The 16997-nt window shown below is 64.2% G+C and carries 18 protein-coding genes and 1 pseudogene; 10 read left to right on the forward strand and 9 right to left on the reverse strand.

The genetic code is table 11. The features are described 5' to 3' along the window. The first annotated feature begins 68 nt into the window (after window positions 1-68). The 3 genes from BLV20_RS10695 to BLV20_RS10700 all read left to right on the forward strand — a co-directional run bounded on the left by BLV20_RS10695 (window position 69) and on the right by BLV20_RS10700 (window position 2610). Window positions 69-677 (forward strand): TetR/AcrR family transcriptional regulator, encoded by a 609-nt coding sequence (locus tag BLV20_RS10695; RefSeq protein ID WP_092300785.1) that lies wholly within the window; start codon window positions 69-71, stop codon window positions 675-677. A gap of 39 nt (window positions 678-716) precedes the next feature. Further along, complete coding sequence (locus tag BLV20_RS30920; RefSeq protein ID WP_139192693.1) at window positions 717-1082, forward strand: hypothetical protein; 366 nt, start codon at window positions 717-719, stop codon at window positions 1080-1082. Window positions 1083-1290: 208 nt separating this feature from the next. Further along, a complete protein-coding gene (locus BLV20_RS10700) occupies window positions 1291-2610 on the forward strand; it encodes a methyl-accepting chemotaxis protein (protein WP_092300788.1) in 1320 nt (439 codons plus the stop codon). A gap of 94 nt (window positions 2611-2704) precedes the next feature. Here BLV20_RS10700 and BLV20_RS10705 read toward each other — a convergent pair whose 3' ends face one another. Beyond that, window positions 2705-3589, reverse strand: coding sequence for a LysR family transcriptional regulator (locus BLV20_RS10705; protein WP_092301059.1), 885 nt, complete (start codon window positions 3587-3589; stop codon window positions 2705-2707). Window positions 3590-3678: 89 nt separating this feature from the next. On the opposite strand from BLV20_RS10705, the gene BLV20_RS10710 reads away from it, so the two are divergent. Further along, window positions 3679-4398: a CTP synthase C-terminal region-related (seleno)protein gene (locus tag BLV20_RS10710; RefSeq protein WP_092300791.1), complete on the forward strand. Its 720-nt coding sequence runs from the start codon at window positions 3679-3681 to the stop codon at window positions 4396-4398. Further along, window positions 4395-4718 (forward strand): antibiotic biosynthesis monooxygenase family protein, encoded by a 324-nt coding sequence (locus tag BLV20_RS10715; RefSeq protein ID WP_092300795.1) that lies wholly within the window; start codon window positions 4395-4397, stop codon window positions 4716-4718. Before BLV20_RS10710 ends, BLV20_RS10715 begins: the two co-directional genes overlap by 4 nt. A 39-nt stretch (window positions 4719-4757) precedes the next feature. Here BLV20_RS10715 and BLV20_RS10720 read toward each other — a convergent pair whose 3' ends face one another. Then, window positions 4758-5090: a DUF2025 family protein gene (locus tag BLV20_RS10720; RefSeq protein WP_007925175.1), complete on the reverse strand. Its 333-nt coding sequence runs from the start codon at window positions 5088-5090 to the stop codon at window positions 4758-4760. A 249-nt stretch (window positions 5091-5339) separates the two neighbouring features. Here BLV20_RS10720 and BLV20_RS10725 point away from each other — a divergent pair, with 249 nt between their 5' ends. Continuing rightward, on the forward strand, window positions 5340-6464 hold the full coding sequence (locus BLV20_RS10725; protein ID WP_092300798.1) for a glycerophosphodiester phosphodiesterase: 1125 nt from the start codon (window positions 5340-5342) through the stop codon (window positions 6462-6464). Between the two features lie 9 nt (window positions 6465-6473). Then, window positions 6474-7154 (forward strand): helix-turn-helix domain-containing protein, encoded by a 681-nt coding sequence (locus BLV20_RS10730; RefSeq protein ID WP_092300801.1) that lies wholly within the window; start codon window positions 6474-6476, stop codon window positions 7152-7154. Between the two features lies 1 nt (window position 7155). Here the strand turns inward: BLV20_RS10730 and BLV20_RS10735 are convergent, their stop codons facing one another. Then, window positions 7156-8043 carry a sterol desaturase family protein gene (locus tag BLV20_RS10735; protein ID WP_092300804.1) on the reverse strand — a complete coding sequence of 296 codons (888 nt, stop codon included), beginning with the start codon at window positions 8041-8043 and terminating at the stop codon, window positions 7156-7158. A 152-nt stretch (window positions 8044-8195) separates the two neighbouring features. Here BLV20_RS10735 and BLV20_RS10740 point away from each other — a divergent pair, with 152 nt between their 5' ends. Continuing rightward, window positions 8196-8513 (forward strand): PepSY domain-containing protein, encoded by a 318-nt coding sequence (locus BLV20_RS10740; protein WP_007925169.1) that lies wholly within the window; start codon window positions 8196-8198, stop codon window positions 8511-8513. A gap of 60 nt (window positions 8514-8573) precedes the next feature. Here the strand turns inward: BLV20_RS10740 and BLV20_RS31995 are convergent, their stop codons facing one another. Both BLV20_RS31995 and BLV20_RS32000 read right to left on the reverse strand, forming a co-directional pair. Beyond that, the gene (locus BLV20_RS31995; RefSeq protein ID WP_371914307.1) at window positions 8574-9341 is read right to left on the reverse strand and encodes a methyl-accepting chemotaxis protein; all 768 of its coding nucleotides are present in this window, start codon (window positions 9339-9341) and stop codon (window positions 8574-8576) included. A 165-nt stretch (window positions 9342-9506) separates the two neighbouring features. Continuing rightward, window positions 9507-10376, reverse strand: a pseudogene (locus BLV20_RS32000) (hypothetical protein); the annotation flags it as partial. A 97-nt stretch (window positions 10377-10473) separates the two neighbouring features. Between BLV20_RS32000 and BLV20_RS10750 the strand changes: the two are divergent. After that, complete coding sequence (locus BLV20_RS10750) at window positions 10474-11496, forward strand: transporter (RefSeq protein WP_092300810.1); 1023 nt, start codon at window positions 10474-10476, stop codon at window positions 11494-11496. 248 nt (window positions 11497-11744) lie between these two features. After that, on the forward strand, window positions 11745-13361 hold the full coding sequence (locus BLV20_RS10755) for an inorganic phosphate transporter (RefSeq protein ID WP_092300813.1): 1617 nt from the start codon (window positions 11745-11747) through the stop codon (window positions 13359-13361). Between the two features lie 101 nt (window positions 13362-13462). Here the strand turns inward: BLV20_RS10755 and BLV20_RS10760 are convergent, their stop codons facing one another. From BLV20_RS10760 to BLV20_RS10775, 4 genes are read right to left on the reverse strand one after another with little or no spacing between them, the layout of a single operon-like run. After that, window positions 13463-14068 carry a PqiC family protein gene (locus tag BLV20_RS10760; protein WP_092300816.1) on the reverse strand — a complete coding sequence of 202 codons (606 nt, stop codon included), beginning with the start codon at window positions 14066-14068 and terminating at the stop codon, window positions 13463-13465. Then, window positions 14065-15753, reverse strand: coding sequence for a PqiB family protein (locus BLV20_RS10765; RefSeq protein WP_092300819.1), 1689 nt, complete (start codon window positions 15751-15753; stop codon window positions 14065-14067). The genes BLV20_RS10760 and BLV20_RS10765 overlap by 4 nt, the downstream gene beginning before the upstream one ends. Continuing rightward, window positions 15746-16360 (reverse strand): paraquat-inducible protein A, encoded by a 615-nt coding sequence (locus BLV20_RS10770; RefSeq protein ID WP_092300822.1) that lies wholly within the window; start codon window positions 16358-16360, stop codon window positions 15746-15748. The genes BLV20_RS10765 and BLV20_RS10770 overlap by 8 nt, the downstream gene beginning before the upstream one ends. After that, window positions 16360-16968: a paraquat-inducible protein A gene (locus BLV20_RS10775; RefSeq protein ID WP_092300825.1), complete on the reverse strand. Its 609-nt coding sequence runs from the start codon at window positions 16966-16968 to the stop codon at window positions 16360-16362. The genes BLV20_RS10770 and BLV20_RS10775 overlap by 1 nt, the downstream gene beginning before the upstream one ends. Between the last annotated feature and the right edge of the window lie 29 nt (window positions 16969-16997).

The raw sequence follows: 16997 nt of genomic DNA on the forward strand, positions 1-16997 counted from the left end.
TTGCAACAAACCCGGGACTAAGTAAACTGCCCCGGATAACTGCCAACGATCGCCACCGAACCCTATTTATGACAGCCCCGAAACGCCTGACCGATCTAAAACGCGAAGCCATCATCCAGGCGGCGATTACCGAATTCCGCGCCAGCGGCTTCGATATCACCAGCATGGACAAGATCGCGGCAACGGCCGGAGTTTCCAAGCGCACGGTGTACAACCACTTCCCCAGCAAGGAAGAGTTGTTCACCGAAATCATGCATAAATTGTGGGCGAGCATCTCGGCGCGACCGGACATTCTTTACCAGCACGGATTAAGCCTGCGTGAACAATTGCGGGAGTTGTTGATCGCCAAGCTGCAACTGCTGGCCGATGACAGCTTCCTCAACCTGGCGCGGGTCGCTATCGCCGCAACCCTGCATTCCCCCGAACGCGCCCAGTACATGGTGGCGCGCATGGGTGAACGTGAAGAAGCCCTGATGGTGTGGATTCGCGCGGCCCGCGCGGACGGCCGCCTCAAGCCTCTGGACCCGGATTTTGCCGCCCAGCAACTCCACGGCATGCTCAAGGCGTTTGCCTTCTGGCCGCAGATCACCTTGAACCAGCCACCCCTCAAGGACGAAGAACAGCAGTGTGTGGTCGAATCCGCGCTGGACATGTTCCTGGCTTGCTACCAGGCCTGATTCGTTTTCCTGCCTCAACAGGCAGGCCTGCCGGCCGCCTTGGCTGGCATCGACCGCTCTGCAATGGGCGCCTGCGTATGTACGCCCCACTATGCGGCTCACAAGAACGCTGATCTGTTTCCTGGAAAAAATGACAATATTCAGCGCCTGCCCCGCTGCAGCATGACGGCCAATAAAACACCACAAAGTGTTTCAACTCCCGGCTGTCCCCAGAGCTCCAGCAAGGCGCGCGGAGTGGAAAACGTCTTCAGCAGCCATCAAAGCGTGCCGCCTGAAAAGTTGTACAAAAAAGGCAAAAATAACATTTTGTACAACTTTTACGGAGTCATTCCGGGCCGAGCCGGCATAATGCGGCGATGCGGTTATCCCAAAGCCGGGCCGAAGATTCGCGGCCGTGCAACATAACTTCCCTAAATTAACGCGCAGGCACAGCGTCTGATCTCAGACGTTGAGCAAGGGTACGCTCCGGATACGGTCGCGCCCTTACAAGGGTTATCTGTCAGCCATGGAATGCTGGCATTGAGCAGACAATGCCGAGGCTCCACGGGCTTTCGGCATGCAGGCGCCTACAAAGGGACTGACTCCAGGTTTTTCCCATCGAGCATCAGCCATCATGCTATTCAACCGCCACAACAAAACCATCGACGCCCTGCACCACACCATCGCCGAGCAAGCCAGCCTGCTCGAGGCCATCGACCGTTCGATGGCGGTAATAGAATTCGACCTGGATGGCACGGTCCTGCGGGCCAACGACAATTTCCTCAAGACCATGGGCTATCGCGCGGAACAGGTCATTGGCCATCCTCATCGCCAGTTCTGCACCCCAGAACTGGTTCGCGGCCATCAATACCGCGAGCTCTGGACGCGCCTGAAAAACGGCCAGTTCGAATCCGGGACCTTCGAACGCGTGAATGCCAAGGGCCAGCCGGTGTGGCTGGAAGCCAGCTACAACCCGATCAGGGATACCGATGGCAAGGTCTTCAAAGTGGTCAAGTACGCCCTCGACGTCACCGAGAAGGTTCAACAGGAAAGCGAGTCCAAGGGCAAGCTGCACGCCATTGACCGCGCCATGGCGGTCATCGAATTCAACCTCGACGGCAGCGTCATCACGGCCAACCAGAACTTCCTCGATCGCCTCGGCTACAGCCTGGCCGAAATCAAGGGCAAACATCATCGGATCTTCTGCAAGCCCGAACTGACAAACAGCGGCGCCTATCAGGATTTCTGGCGGCGCCTCAATCAGGGCGAGTTCTTCAACGGGCAGTTCGAGCGGGTCGATAAACGCGGGCAGTCGCTGTGGCTGGAGGCCAACTACAACCCCGTCTACGACGCCGCCGGGCGCCTGTGCAAAGTGGTGAAGTTCGCCTCTGACGTGACCGCCAGGGTGGAGAAACACGCCCAGGATGCCCAGAGCGCAACCCAGGCCTACCACATCTCGATGGACACCCGGCAAATCGCCGAGCAGGGCACCGCGGTGATCCAGCAGGCAGCCAGCGAAATGCGCCAGATCGCGGCCAACATCGAAGACTCCTCGACCCTGATCGCCAAGCTCGGCGAGCGTTCCGAGCAGATCACCGCCATCGTCAATACCATCCGCGCAATTGCCGAGCAGACCAACCTGTTGGCACTCAATGCCGCGATCGAAGCCGCCCGCGCCGGCGAACAGGGCCGCGGCTTTGCCGTGGTCGCCGACGAAGTCCGGCAACTGGCGGCCCGGACCAGCGGCTCGACGGCGGAAATCTCGGGGATGATCGACATGATCCAGCAGGAAACCCAGCAGGCCATCAAAAGCATGGACGGCACCCGGGACCGGGCAGCCAAGGGCGTGGGCCTGGCGGACCAGGCGGGCACGGTGATCCTGCAGATTCGCGACGGTGCCAGCGAGGCGGTGCAGGCCGTGAGCATGTTCGCCAACGAACGCGCCGCGCGCTGAATCGGCAGGGCTGGATCGATAGCGCCGATGCCAGGAAGGCGCCGGCGCACTTCTGCAGGAAACACCGCCCCGCAGCCGCCCCGCAGCCGGCTCACTACGGCGCGCGCAGGCGCTGGCTCAATTCGTCGAACAGCGTCACCACCGCGCGCAGCGCCCGACAGTCGGCCCGGGTCAGCAGCCAAAGCGCGGTGTCGCAGCCTGGCAGCGGGTCGCTCAAGGGCTGCAGGGCGGTGGTGTCATCGAGCAGGAAATCCGGCAGCACCGCCACGCCCAGCCCGGCCTTCACCAACTCGCTGACCGCCAGCATGCTGTTGCAGCGATAGCCCGGCACCACACCGGGCAAGGCCTGGCGGCGCCACGCCACCGTGGCATGGTCCGGGAGAAAGTCGTCCGGGGCGATCCAGGTCAGCCCCGCCAGATCCGCCGAGGCAACCGACTGCCGATAGGCCGGGCTGGCGCAGACGCGGTAGGACACCGCCCGCAACTGCCGGCCTACCAGGTGTTCAGGCGGTGTTCGGGTCAGGCGCAGGGCCAGGTCGGCATCGCGCCGGCTGAGGTTGGCGAAATCGTTCGAGGTGCTGAGCTCCAGGGCCAAGGCCGGATAGCGCGGCATGAACTGCGCCAGCGCTGGCAACAGCAGGCCCTGCAATACCGAGTCGGTGCAGGTCAGGCGTACCGTGCCGCTGACCACCGCGCCGCCCTGCTCCACCCCGACCTGTGCCGCGTCCAGGGCCTGCTCGGCGCGTTCGGCCTGCTCGGCCAGAGTGCGGGCCAGGCCGGTGGGCAGGTAGCCGGCGCGGCTCTTGTCGAACAGCTGTTGGCCCAGCGCGGCCTCAAGCCGACGCACCGCACGGAACACCGTGGACACATCGACCTTGAGCAACGCCGCCGCACGGGCCAGGGAGCCACCGCGTACCAGGGCGAGGATCAGCGACAGGTCGGGGTAGTCGAGCCGATAGTGCGTGGCTGCATTGATCACTTGGATAAACGCCAATATTGAGTGCGTGAACGCCAATCTATAGTGACACCCGGCAACCGACAAGCACTGGCCATACCGGGAGAAAGTCCATGCAGCAGACCGCCTATCCGCCGACCCTGCACATCGCCCTGGTGGGCGACTACGACCCTCAGGTCACCGCGCACCAGGCCATTCCCCTGGCCTTGGAAATGGCCGCCGAAGAAACCGGCCTCAAGGTGCGCTACCACTGGCTGGCCACCGACAGCCTGACCTGCGACGAGCCACTGCACGAGTTCGACGGCATCTGGTGTGTGCCCGCCAGCCCCTACCGCTCCATGGACGGCGCCTTGCGGGCAATCCGTTTTGCCCGCGAACAGCAGCGGCCGTTCCTCGGCACCTGCGGCGGTTTTCAGCATGCAGTGCTGGAGTACGCACGCAACGTGCTGGGCTGGGCCGATGCCGAGCATGGCGAAACCCATCCCGAGGCCGAGCGCGCCGTGCTCACACCATTGACCTGCGCCTTGCTGGAAGCCACCGACAGCATTCACCTGTGTGAAGGCAGTCGCATCGCCGAAGCCTATGGTGAGCAGCAGATCAGCGAGGGCTATCGCTGTCGCTACGGGCTCAATCCCGCGTTCGCCGCGCAATTGCTCAAGCACGACCTGCGCCCCAGCGGCTACGACTCGGCCGGCGACCTGCGAGCGGTGGAACTGCGCGACCATCGGTTTTTTGTCGCCACCCTGTTCCAGCCGGAACGGGCGGCGCTCAAAGGCATCGTGCCGCCCCTGGTCAGCGCCCTGCTCGCCGCTTGCCTGGAGCGTCGCACATGATCGCCCACACACCCGAGGCGCCCTATTACGCGGTGATTTTCAGCGCCCAGCGCCGCGAGCCGGACCCGGCCTACGAGCAGGCCGCCGAACGCATGGTCGAACTGGCGCGGCAGCAACCGGGATTTCTCGGCATGGAGTTCGCGCGCAACGAGGATGGTTTCGGCATCACGGTTTCCTATTGGCGGGACCAGGCTTCGATCCTCGCCTGGAAGCAGCACGCCGAACACTGCGTCGCCCGCGAACGTGGGCGCAGCGACTGGTACGCGGCCTGCCATACGCGGGTGTGCAGGGTCGAGCGCGCCTACCTGTTCGAACGCTGACACCCGCAGCCCGGCCACCCGCGACAGGCAACGCGCCGGCTATTGCGCCGCCGGCAGCAGATTGCGCACTGCCGAAATCTCCGGCAAGTCGGTGCGGCGCATGTACACGCGCAAGGGTTCGCTGATGTTGATGCGGTCGTCGATGTTCTGCTCCAGCAGCAACTGGATCAGCTCGCGCTTGAGCACCATGACCTGGCCCTCGGCGCTGGCCCAGACGAATTCGCTGGCGGGCGTGATGGCGTCGTCGGCGACGTCCATGCCGAAAGAGTCTTCGCTGAAACGCACGATGTGCTGGCCGCTCTTGCGGTTGAAACCGACAAACCCCTTGAGCTGGTCGGCGGCCTGGCAGATGAGTTCGGATGTGATGCGCATGGTAAACCTCACTGGGCGTCCCGAAGGACAGGTGATCGATGGTTTACACGCAGGGCAAGGATGGCAATGTTCCAGGGCTTCCCTCTGACGGGGAAACTTCAGCGCGCAGCGTACTGCAAAGCGCCGCACAAAAGCGTCGGGAAATTTGCCGCAGGTGCAGATTTATGTCGGTTTCGCGATAGCACAACGGCCATTCAATTGTTAAAAGGTAGTCCTTTGAAAATCGCCCTCCACGAAAGGACCTCGACCATGCCTGCCACCTTCACCAAAAGCGCCCTGCTGCTGAGCCTGATGCTTGGCCTGGGCCAGGCACAGGCCGCCAGCCCAAGCCCCACCGCACTGGCTGTCAGCCAAGGCATTCCACACCCCGCGGTGATCGCTCACCGGGGCGCGTCCTTCGATGCACCGGAGTCCACCGCCGCCGCCTACAAACTGGCCCGCGACCTGGGGGCCGACTACCTGGAAATGGACCTGCAGCGCAGCAAGGATGGCGTGCTGTTCGCCCTGCACGACAACAACCTGCAGCGCACCACCGACGTCGCCAGCAAGTTCCCCGAGCGCAAGGACAGCCCGGCCAACGCGTTCACCATGGCCGAACTGAAAACCCTCGACGCCGGCAGCTGGTTCAACCAGGCCTACCCCGAGCGCGCCCGCCCCAGCTACGTCGGCCTGAAGATCCTGACCCTCGACGAAATCATCGACATCGCCCAGAGCAACCCGCAGCACAAGCCCGGCCTGTACATCGAGACCAAGGAGCCCAAGCAGTTCCCCGGCATCGAGCACGACCTCAAGGAAAAACTCCAGGACCGCGGCTGGCTCAGCCCGGCCGGCTCCAAGCTGGCGAAAAGCGGCCTGGCGGTAGGCCAGGGCAAAGGCAAGGTGGTGTTGCAGACCTTCGAGAAGAGCAGCCTGGAACTGCTGCACAAGGAAATGCCCAAGGTGCCGAAGATCCTCCTGCTGTGGGTCGGTGAAGGCGGCATGCAGCCCAAGTCCGACGTGACCTTTGCCAACAGCGGCGAGAAAGACAAGGCGGCCTATTACGCCAAGCAGGAGCCCAAGGACAAGGCCGAGTTCGAGCAGTGGGTCAGCTACGCCAAGGCCCAGGGCGCCATTGGCACCGGACCGTCGGCGGCCCTGACCCATGGCGGCGACCAGAGCTATTCGGACCTGATCCAGCCCTGGATGAACCAGTTCACCCACGACCAGGGCCTGCTGGTGCATGTCTACACCATCGACGAGCCGGTGGATTTCAAGAAGGTCATGGACGCCGGCGTCGACGGCATCTTCACCAATCGCGCCGCGGAACTGCTCAAGTACGTCAAGCGTCCGGCCAGCGGCAGCGTGAGCCAGCTGCTCCAGGCCAACGGCTACTGACCCATCGCCGTGCGCACGCCCGAGTGGACAGGCCAGCTGTGGCTCGGGCGCGACTACGGACTGATCCAGGGTGAGCTGGGGCGTACCGCGCCCCACGCCCACTACGCCCACCAATGGATCCTCGCCCCCGATGCGCCGGTTACCGTCAGCCTCGACGGTACTTCCCACAGCGCCCATCAAGTGTTTATCCCGGCCATGCAGCGCCATGCCATCCTCGATGCGCCCGGCACGCTGTTCACCCTCTACGCCGAACCGCTGGCAATCGACGCCCAGGCCCTGCAACACAGCCTGCTGGCAGTCGAGCCGACGCTGCCGGCGCTGGCCGCGGCGCTGCAGCGATGCCCGCGCCGGACCTTGCACGACCGGCGGATCGAAAAGGCCCTGGCAGCCCTCGACAGACAACTGGCCGGCAAAGTCTCGGCCAGCGCCCTGGCGGCCCATGCGCACTTGTCCCTGAGCCAGCTCGAACGGTTGTTCAGCGGCCAGCTCGGCTTGCCGGTGCGGCGCCTGGTGCTGTGGCGGCGCCTGCGCCTGGCAATGGGCCTGGTGCTGGCGGGCCAGGCCATTACCGACGCCGCCCATGGCGCCGGGTTTGCCGATTCGGCGCACTTCTCGCGCACCCTGAAAACCTTGTTCGGGGTCACCGCGCGCCAGGCCCTGCAACACATCGAGCTGCGCCTGCTGGACTGACTCAACGCCGCAACGGCAAGGGCACCGGCGGTTCCTCATGCACGGCTTGCCTGCTGAACGGTGCGAGCAATTGCCGCCAGTAACCCTGCGGATAATCCGGCTGGCTGCCGATGCCCAGGTCGCCCTGGCGGATCGGGTAGGCCGAGCAATAAAACGCCGTGCCCAGCAACCAGTCCCAGACATTCAGGAACAGGCCGAAATTCACATTGCCGGCGGTGCCGTATTTCATGTGATGGAAACGATGCATCGGTGCCCAGGCAAACACCCAGCCCAGGGGACCGGGGCGCATGTCGACATTGGAATGCTGCAACAGCAGCTGGATGGCGATGGCAAACGCCAGCAACTGCGCCACCGGCAAGGGGATTCCCAAGAACAGCAGCGGCAACAGCCCGGCGCTGGCTTCCAGCAATTGATGCAGCGGGTGCTTCATCAAACCGTTGAAGCCATACAAGCGCTGCACGCTGTGATGCACCGCGTGCAGGCGCCACAGCCACGGCAGCCGATGGCTGAAATAATGCGCCAGGGTCAGGCCGCAGTCGGCGACGACAATCGCCAGCGCCAACTGAGCCCACAGCGGCCAGCCGCGCGGCCACAGACCGTCGAGCGCCAGCACACTCACCAGCCCCGGCAACAGCAGCAGCCCCAGGGCATTCAGGCTTTCATTGACCAGCGCGTGCACCCCATCACGCAGCCGGTCCCGCCGTGGGCGGTTCCAGTCCACCTCGTAGGGCAACCACCACTCCGCCAGGAAGGACACCCCAAGCGCCGCGGCGAACACCAGCAGCAACCAGGCCGGGGCCAGCCCCGGCGTAGCGACCACCCACACTCCGGCGCCGATGAAGCCGGCAAAAAATCCGGGACCGTACAAACCTTTGATCATTGCTTTCATCACTGCCTCTCCTGTTCGAGAGCACAGCTTGAAAGAGCGGTGGAGTTGTTGAATTGAACAAACGACGCAAAGCTTGCGCTGAATTAAGGGTGAATTAAGTTGCACCGGCTAATCTGAACCCACTTAAACGAATCACCCCAAGGAAAGACCTTATGAAAACGTTGACTGCCCTGTTCGCCGCTACCGCCCTGACCCTGACCGCTGGCCTGGCCCAGGCCGACGTCCGCCCGGACCTGATCCCGGGCCTGCTCAAGGCCGGCACCATCATGGACCTGGAAAAACTCAACCAGGCCGCACTGGCCGAACACCCAGGCACCACCGCCGCCAACATCACCGACACCGAGCTTGAGCAAACAGCGGCCGGCGCCTACGTCTACCAGGTGGAACTGCGTGACGCCAAGGGCGTCGAGTGGGACGTCGACCTGGACGCCAAGACCGGCAAGGTTTTGAGCAACAAGCAAGACAAGTAATTCGCCCAACAAAAAAGCCGCGTGGCCGAAAGGCCACGCGGCTTTTTCATGCCCGGTGCATCAGGCGCTCAGGCGTGCCGTCACCTCGTTCAACTGCCCCGACAGCTGGTGCAGGTTCTGACTGGCGCGCTCGGTGCGCTGCACATGGTCCAGGTTGGTGCTGGCGATCGCGGTGATCTCGGTCAGGTTGCGCGAGATGTCCTCGGCCACCGAGGTCTGCTCTTCCGCCGCCGTGGCGATCTGCCGGTTCATGTCGCGGATCGCCTCGACCGCCTCGGTGATCCGCTCCAGCATGGTGCCGGCCTGGATCACCTGCTCGACGCTGGCATCGCTGCGCGCCTGGCCGTTCTCGATCGCATGGGCGGCGTCCAGCGCGCCGGTCTGCACGCTCTGGATGATCTGGTTGATCTCGATGATCGACGCCGCGGTGCGCTGCGCCAGGCTGCGCACCTCGTCGGCGACCACGGCAAAACCGCGCCCCGCTTCACCGGCCCGCGCGGCCTCGATGGCGGCATTGAGCGCCAGCAGGTTGGTCTGCTCGGCGATCCCGCGGATCACTTCCAGCACCTTGCCGATGCGCCCGCTGTCGGCTTCCAGGCGACGGATCACCTCGGCGGTGTTGGCGATTTCGCCACGCATCAGGGTGATGGCGTGGATGGTGCCCTGCATCACCTGCTCGCCCTGCTGGGCCGACTGGTCGGCGTCATCGGCGGCGCGCGCCGCATCCGCCGCATGGCGCGCCACTTCCTGGGCGGTGGCGGACATTTCATTCATCGCCGTGGCCACCTGGTCGGTGCGATTGAACTGCTCGCCGGTGCCCTGGGACATCAGGGTGGCGATGGCATTCAATTCGCCGCTGGCGCTGTCTAGGTCGGACGCGCTGCGCTGCAGGCGGCCGAAGGTTTCGGCGAGGAAATCGCGCAGGGTGTTGGCGGCGACCGCCAGCTTGCCCAACTCGTCCTGGCGGCTGCTGGCCACGCGCTCGGCAATCCGCCCACGGCTGAGTTGCGCCACGTAGTCGATCAACTGGCGGATCGGCTCCACCAGGCTGCGGTTGACCAGCCACAGGCTCAAGAGGCCGATCAGCAGGCCCGAGACGAGCATCACCAGCAGGCCGATCCACACCGTGCGCTGGGCGGCGGCGCTGATGCCCCGCGACTGCTCGCTACCCTGCTTGCGCAGCTCGCTCACCAGTTCGCTCATCTGCTCGCTGGCGGCGCGGTCCACGCCCTTGACCGCGGCATCGCCGACGGCCGGGTCGGCACCGGCGGCGACAAAGGCATCGCGCCCTTTCTGGTACGCCGTGCCCAGCACCCGGTGCGCTTCACGCAGGCGTTCGATGCGCTCCTTGAGCCTGGCGTCGAGGCCAGGCTGGGTCGCCAGCTGGCCAAGAATGCCCTGCACATCGCGCTGGCGATCCTCGAACTGCTGCCAGTACTTGGCCAGGTCGGCGCTCTGCTTGCCACGCAGCAATACGTTTTTCCATTCCTGCACCTGGACCTTGAATTGCAAGTTGGCTTCATCGATCAACTGCGAGGTGCGCAGCGGTCCCTCGATCAGCTCGCGATAACCTTGCACGCCATTGGACAGGAAGTGAAAACACGCCAGCGCGATCAACAGCATCGCCAGCAGACTGCCGCTCAACAGGGCCAGAACTTGCGCTCTCAGGGATTTTTGCAGGGACATCGAATGAGATCTCTCAACAGGGATAAAGCACGCCCGAGGCGGGCATGCGTGGCTTGCGGACGTCCCTGTCAGGCGAACCGGGGCAAGCCGGTCACGCAGTCGTCGTAGGCGTGATCGGCCTGAAAGAAGCTTTCTTGAGGGCCTCCGACAGCCGGTTACAAGCGCTGGGCATTGCATTTCAAATCGTCACAAATCGGTCATGCGGCCTTGCGATGATCGGGCTCAAGTGAACCTGTAAAAGCGCTTACAGGTGACTTCCCTCCTGCGAGCCTTCATGAACCACAGCATCGACCAAGCCCATCGCGACTCCGATCTGTTCGGCCTGCTCTACGGCTTTGCATTTCGCCCCGGCGAGCGGGGGCGCGAACTCGATTCGGCCAAGGCCCTGCAAGCCCTGCAACGGCCGGACGATGGCGAGCAGTTTTTCTGGCTGCACCTGAACCTGGCGCATGCCGCCTGCGAGCGCTGGATGCAGAGCCACCTGGCGCTGCCGGAAGAGTTCTTCGAGGCCTTGCACGAAGGCTCGCGCTCGACCCGCATCGAACATGTGGATTCGGCGCTGCTGGCGGTGGTCAACGACGTGGTGTTCAACTTCGGCAGCATGGTCTCCTCGGACATCTCCACCCTGTGGGTCTGCGTGCGCAGCCGGCTGATCGTCAGCGCGCGCCTGCAGCCCTTGCATTCGGTGGACAAGCTGCGCTCCTCGGTCAAGGCCGGCGAACGTTTTCGCTCGCCCCTGGAACTGCTGGTGCACCTGTTGCGCGACCAGGGCGAAGTGCTGACCCAGATCGTGCGCAAGACCAGCCTCAACGTCGACCAGATCGAAGACCAGTTGCTGGCCGCGCGGATCTCCACCAACCGCGCCGAACTGGGGGCCATGCGCCGTGTGCTGGTGCGCCTGCAACGCCTGCTGGCGCTGGAGCCGGGCTCGTTGCTGCGGCTGCTCAACCGTCCGCCGCAATGGCTGCAGAAGGAGGACGTCAAGGAACTGCGCAAGTCCACCGAGGAGTTCGCGCTGATCATCAACGACCTCACCGCCCTGGGCGAGCGGATCAAGCTGCTGCAGGAAGAGATCGCCGCCAATATCAACGAACAGACCAACCGCACACTGTTCACCCTGACCGTGGTCACGGTGCTGGCGCTGCCGATCAACATCATCGCCGGCTTCTTCGGCATGAACGTCGGCGGCATTCCCTTCTCCGAAGACCCGGAAGGTTTCTGGATCCTCGTCGCGCTGGTCGCCACCTTCACCGTCATCGCCGGCCGCTGGGCGTTTCGCAAGCGCCAGGATATGTAGGCCACCACCTGCCGTAGGAGCGAGGCTTGCCCGCGATGGCGCCCGCAGCTACACAACCGTGTTCAAGAGCCTGGCCGGTGGCGTTTGTCATGGCCTCTTCGCGGGCGAGCCTCGCTCCTACGCAGAAGGGGGCTGCTTCTTGACCAGTGGTTAAAGGATTCACCCAAACACTGACCTGAGGCAGCCTCTGCGTAATATTTGGCAACGATCATGGGCGGCATTCTTTTCTGTCACAGGATTGTCCGGCAATGGCCACCCCTTCCCTGACCGCCGCCCCGCCTGCCCCCGCCCTCGAAGCCAGACCGCACCTGGATAAAAAAGCCAGCCCCTTCACCCTCGTCGTGTTCTTCGCGGTCCTCGCCATGGGCCTGCTGTTCACCGCCTACAGCCTGATGCACGACATGCATGAGCTGGGCGCCACGCTCACCACCTGGACCCCGTTCCTGCTGCTCGGCGTGGCCCTGCTGATCGCCCTGGGCTTCGAGTTCGTCAACGGTTTCCACGACACCGCCAACGCCGTGGCCACGGTGATCTACACCCACTCGCTGCCGCCGCATTTCGCGGTGGTCTGGTCGGGTTTGTTCAATTTCCTCGGTGTGCTGCTGTCCAGCGGCGCAGTGGCCTTCGGCATCATCGCCCTGCTGCCGGTGGAGCTGATCCTGCAGGTCGGCTCGTCGGCCGGCTTCGCGATGATCTTCGCCCTGCTGATCGCGGCCATCCTGTGGAACTTGGGCACCTGGTGGCTGGGCCTGCCGGCCTCGTCGTCGCATACCCTGATCGGCTCGATCATCGGCGTCGGCGTGGCCAACGCCCTGATGCACGGGCGCGACGGCACCAGCGGCGTGGACTGGAGCCAGGCCACCAAGGTCGGCTATGCCCTGCTGTTCTCGCCATTGATCGGCTTCGCCTTCGCCGCACTGCTGCTTCTGGCCCTGCGCCTGTTCGTCAAGAACCGTGCGCTGTACCAGGCGCCCAAGGGCAACACCCCGCCGCCGTGGTGGATTCGCGGCATGCTGATCGTCACCTGCACCGGCGTGTCCTTCGCCCACGGCTCCAACGACGGCCAGAAAGGCATGGGCCTGATCATGCTGATCCTGGTCGGCACCCTGCCCATGGCCTATGCGCTGAACCGCACCATGCCGGCCGACCAGGCCCTGCAATTCGCCGCCGTGGCCGAAGTCACCCAGCAAGCCCTGGTGAAAAACGCCCCGCAACCGGCCCCGGCCGACCCGCGCGCGGTGCTTTCGGACTATGTGCGCAGCAAGGAAGCCACGCCGCAGCTGGTTCCGGCGCTGGCCGCCCTGACCGGTCATATCGGTGAAGAAGTGAAGGGCTACGGCTCGTTGGCCAAGGTGCCCGCCGAAGCCATGGGCAACGTGCGCAACGACATGTACCTGAGCAGCGAAACCATTCGCCTGATGGACAAGAACCAGGTCGGCCATTTCGATGCCGACACCCGGGGCAAGTTGCAATTGTTCAAGCAGCAGATCGACAACGCCACGCGCTTCATTCCGCTGTGGGTGAAGATCGCCGTGGCCATCGCCCTCGGCCTGGGCACCATGGTCGGCTGGAAACGCATCGTGGTCACGGTCGGCGAGAAGATCGGCAAGACCCACCTGACCTACGCCCAGGGCGCCTCGGCGGAAACCGTGGCGATGCTGACCATCGGCGCCGCCGACCTGTTCGGCCTGCCAGTGTCCACCACCCACGTGCTGTCTTCGGGCGTGGCCGGGACCATGGTCGCCAACGGTGGCGGCCTGCAGATGCAGACCATCCGCAACCTGCTGATGGCCTGGGTGCTGACCCTGCCCGCGGCGATCCTGCTGTCCGGCAGCCTGTACTGGCTATTCACCCAACTGTTCTAAACCATTCCCGTAGGAGCGAGGCTTGCCCGCGAAAAGTCCCGACCCGCTGATGGTGTCGTGGTTCTTCGCGGGCAAGCCTCGCTCCTACAGGAGGGCGGGTGTCAGGAACAGCGCGTGGCGGGGTTTTGCGCCCAACGCTTGGCGGTGCCGGCAATGCGCTTGGCCAATTCGTCGATGGCCCGCTGGTGGGCCTGGACCAGGCTCGACAGTTCGACGCTGGCCGGCTGGCTGATGCGGCTGCTGCATGTCAGGCTGCGACGCTCGATGCCGTCGCCGCGCAGGCGCAGGTTCCACACCACGTCGATCAGCGCATAACGCCCCGGCACCGATTCGAAACGACGGACATCGGTCTGCAACGACAACACCGGCTGCCCCGCGGCCTTGGGCAGCCCTTCCAGGTTGCGCGTGCCCAGTTGCAGCTCCATCTGGCTGGCCAGGGCGTCGTGGAATTCGTCCACCAGCGGCGCACTCCAACGCGCGGTTTCCAGGATCGCCAGGGTGCCGCCGTCCTGGCGCACGACGACTTGCGGCTGGTCGACCTGCATCGGGATGCGCACCCCGGCCATCTCGAATTGCAGGCCCGACGCCGCGGCGCCAGCGGCCGCCGGCTCGGGCGCCGGCGGCATCAGGGTGTAGTAATGGGTCGGCGCCGAGCTGCAGGCCGCCAGGCCCAGGGACGCGATCAACAACACTAGAGTTTTTTTCATGGCTGGACTTCCAATTCAGGCTCACGCGAAGACGATGTCGAGGATTTGTAGGCGTCCGGCTCGTTGTCCTTCAAACGCCCACGGATCAGTGCCTCGGGGTGACGACTGAGGAAGTCGGTGAGCACCCGCACCGAACGCGCGGTGCGCTGTACTTCGTCCATCGCCTGGCCCAGTTGCAGGCGCTGCGGCGAGTCCTCGGCGAAGCTTTCATTGGCCGAGCTCAGGGTTTTCTTGGTCTGTTGCAGGGTTTCGCGCATCTCAGGCAACACGCGGCCGTTGACGTTCTGCAAGGTCTTCTGCATCTCGGTCAGGCTGCCATTGAGGTTGTTGGCGATAGCGTCGAGCGGCATCTTGCTGATCTTCTCCACTACACGCTGCAACTGCTCCTGCAGCTTGTCGAGGCCGCCCGGCACGGTAGGAATTTCCAGCGGCCGCGCCGTCGCATCGAAAGCCACCGGCTTGGCGTTGGGGATGAAATCCAGGGAGATAAGCAACTGGCCGGTCAGCAGGTTGCCACTGCGCGCCTGGGCTCGCAGGCCATGCTGGACGAAGGTGCTGATCAGGTAGCCCGCGCGACTTTCGTCGGCGCCGCTGAGCTTCTCCAGTTGTTCGTGGACCTTGCCCAGGCGTGCCGGGTAGATCACCACCCCGACCACGGTCGAGAAGGCCTTTTTCTTGTCGTCGTAATCCAGGTCCATCGACACCACCCGGCCGATGTTCACGCCCAGGAACTCCACCGGCGCATTGAGCGCCAGCCCGCGCAGGGTCTGGTCGAAACGCATGCGCATGTAGTACGGGTCGCCGTCAGGTGGCGCCAGCGCGGTTTCCTGGTCGGCGAACAACTGGTAGTTGGCGTGTTCCTCGGCCGGCTTGGCGTTGGGGCTGTACTTGGGTTCGACGAAAGCAATGCCGCCCGCCAGGATCGACGAGATGGACTCGGTGTTGACCTTCAGGCCATTGGCGCCCAGGGTCACGTCCACGCCGCTGGCGTTCCAGAAGCGCGAGTCGGTGGTGACGAACTGGTCGTTGGGGGCATTGACGAAAATCCGCACGTCCACGCCCTTGCCGTTATCCGACAGTTTGTAGGAAATCACCTGGCCCACCTCGATGCGCCGGTAATAGACCGGCGAACCGACGTCCAGCGAACCCAGGTCATCGGTGCGCAGGGTGAAGCGCTTGCCCTTTTGCCCGTAGGTCACCGCCGGTGGCGTCTCCAGGCCGACAAAGGTTTTCTTGCGCTTTTCTTCCTGGCCAGCGTCGGCGCCGATAAAGGCCCCCGACAGCAGGGTGTCGACCCCCGACACACCGCCGGCGCCGATGCGCGGGCGCACCACCCAGAACATCGAGTCGGCGGCGGTGAAAGACTCCGCCGACTGGTCCAGCTCGACCTTGGCGATCACCTTGCTACGGTTCTTGCTCAGGGCGATGGAGGTGACCTTGCCGATCACCACGTTCTTGTACTTGACCTGGGTCTTGTTGGCTTCCAGGCCTTCGGCGGTCTGGAAGCTGATGGAGATCTCGGGCCCGGCCGACATCGACTTGTGCACCAACATCGACAGGCCGATCAGCGCCGCGACGATGGGCACGATCCACACCAGCGAGATATTGAACCGGCGCGTCCTGACCGCCGGGGTACCCGGTGCCTTCGACGCGCTTGGAGCGGTGGAACCTGGATGATCAGACATCTTCAACCTCTACATCCCAGATAAGCCGGGGATCGAAACTCATGGCCGCGAACATCGTCAGGACCACGACCAAACCAAAAAACAGAATGCCCATGCGCGGCTCGATCGAGCTCAGGGCGTGGAATTGCACCAGCGCCGCCACCAGGGCGACCACCAGCACGTCGAGCATCGACCAGTAGCCGATCACCTCGATAAAGCGGTACAGCTTGGCGCGCTCGCGCATCGCCCAGTGGCTGCGGCGCTGGCAGGTGATCAGCAGCATCCCCAGGACCAAGAATTTGCTGCACGGCACCACCACGCTGGCGATGAAGATCAGCAGGGCAATGTCCCAGGAACCGTGCTGCCAAAACTCCAGCACGCCGCTGAGAATAGTGTTCTCGCTGCCGCCGCCGAAAATCTGCGTGTACATCACCGGCAGCACGTTGGCCGGAATGTAGAGAATCAGGCTGGCCAGCAGGAAGGCCCAGGTGCGGTTCACGCTGTTGGGCTTGCGCACATGCACCACGGCATCGCAGCGCGGGCAGTGGTGGACGTCCTGCGGGCAGGCCTGGCCGCAGGTATGACAGAGCATCAGGCCCTGGTCACGGGCATAGGGTGGCAGGCTCATCAGTAGCGGCCCTCCAGGTCGTCCCAAAGGCGGCGGATACCCTTGCCGGAAATCAGGATGATCAGCACCGTGAGCATGGCCAGCGACCACAGCCCCAGGCCCGGGTGCACGTCGAGCATGCCGGCCAGCTTGACGATGGCCACCAGGATGCCCAGCAGGCACACCTCCAGCATGCTCCACGGCCGCAGGTGCTCCAGGGCTCGCATGCAGGCCTTGAAGCCCGGCGCCGCGCGCCCGATGTTGGCAAAGCCCAGCACCCAGCACAACAGGGCAATCTGCAGGCCGGGGGCCAGGATGATCGCCAGGCCGGTGACCGCGGCGATCAGGCTGATGCGGCCGTAGGCCAGGGCCTCGACCGACTGCCAGAGGGTGGCTTCGTTGCTCAGGCCTTCGAGGCTGATGCCGATCACCGGAAAGGCATTGGCGAACACGAACAGCAGCGCCGCCGTGATCGACAGGGCAAACAGCTGCTGCACGTTCAGGTGCCGGGCACGCTCCAGCACCGCCCCACAGCGCAGGCACTCGGAAGTCTGGCCTTTTGCAAGCGGCACGGATTCGTACAGCGAATCGCAATGCTCGCAGATGATCCAGTTGGGAGAGAGGGTCATGATCTTCGAATATCAGGTGGGACAGCGGA

The sequence above is a fragment of the Pseudomonas sp. NFIX28 genome (assembly GCF_900107395.1).
In the GTDB taxonomy this organism is placed as follows: Bacteria; Pseudomonadota; Gammaproteobacteria; order Pseudomonadales; family Pseudomonadaceae; genus Aquipseudomonas.

Bases quoted from the DNA above. Each gene is read 5' to 3' on its own strand.
- BLV20_RS10755 (WP_092300813.1), top strand. From the start codon at position 11,745: ATGGCCACCCCTTCCCTGACCGCCGCCCCGCCTGCCCCCGCCCTCGAA.
- BLV20_RS10735 (WP_092300804.1), bottom strand. From the start codon at position 8,043: ATGAAAGCAATGATCAAAGGTTTGTACGGTCCCGGATTTTTTGCCGGC.
- BLV20_RS10775 (WP_092300825.1), bottom strand. From the start codon at position 16,968: ATGACCCTCTCTCCCAACTGGATCATCTGCGAGCATTGCGATTCGCTG.
- BLV20_RS10770 (WP_092300822.1), bottom strand. From the start codon at position 16,360: ATGAGCCTGCCACCCTATGCCCGTGACCAGGGCCTGATGCTCTGTCAT.
- BLV20_RS10715 (WP_092300795.1), top strand. From the start codon at position 4,395: ATGATCGCCCACACACCCGAGGCGCCCTATTACGCGGTGATTTTCAGC.
- BLV20_RS31995 (WP_371914307.1), bottom strand. From the start codon at position 9,341: ATGTCCCAGGGCACCGGCGAGCAGTTCAATCGCACCGACCAGGTGGCC.
- BLV20_RS10765 (WP_092300819.1), bottom strand. From the start codon at position 15,753: ATGTCTGATCATCCAGGTTCCACCGCTCCAAGCGCGTCGAAGGCACCG.
- BLV20_RS10740 (WP_007925169.1), top strand. From the start codon at position 8,196: ATGAAAACGTTGACTGCCCTGTTCGCCGCTACCGCCCTGACCCTGACC.
- BLV20_RS10750 (WP_092300810.1), top strand. From the start codon at position 10,474: ATGAACCACAGCATCGACCAAGCCCATCGCGACTCCGATCTGTTCGGC.
- BLV20_RS10725 (WP_092300798.1), top strand. From the start codon at position 5,340: ATGCCTGCCACCTTCACCAAAAGCGCCCTGCTGCTGAGCCTGATGCTT.
- BLV20_RS10700 (WP_092300788.1), top strand. From the start codon at position 1,291: ATGCTATTCAACCGCCACAACAAAACCATCGACGCCCTGCACCACACC.
- BLV20_RS10710 (WP_092300791.1), top strand. From the start codon at position 3,679: ATGCAGCAGACCGCCTATCCGCCGACCCTGCACATCGCCCTGGTGGGC.
- BLV20_RS10720 (WP_007925175.1), bottom strand. From the start codon at position 5,090: ATGCGCATCACATCCGAACTCATCTGCCAGGCCGCCGACCAGCTCAAG.
- BLV20_RS10760 (WP_092300816.1), bottom strand. From the start codon at position 14,068: ATGAAAAAAACTCTAGTGTTGTTGATCGCGTCCCTGGGCCTGGCGGCC.
- BLV20_RS10695 (WP_092300785.1), top strand. From the start codon at position 69: ATGACAGCCCCGAAACGCCTGACCGATCTAAAACGCGAAGCCATCATC.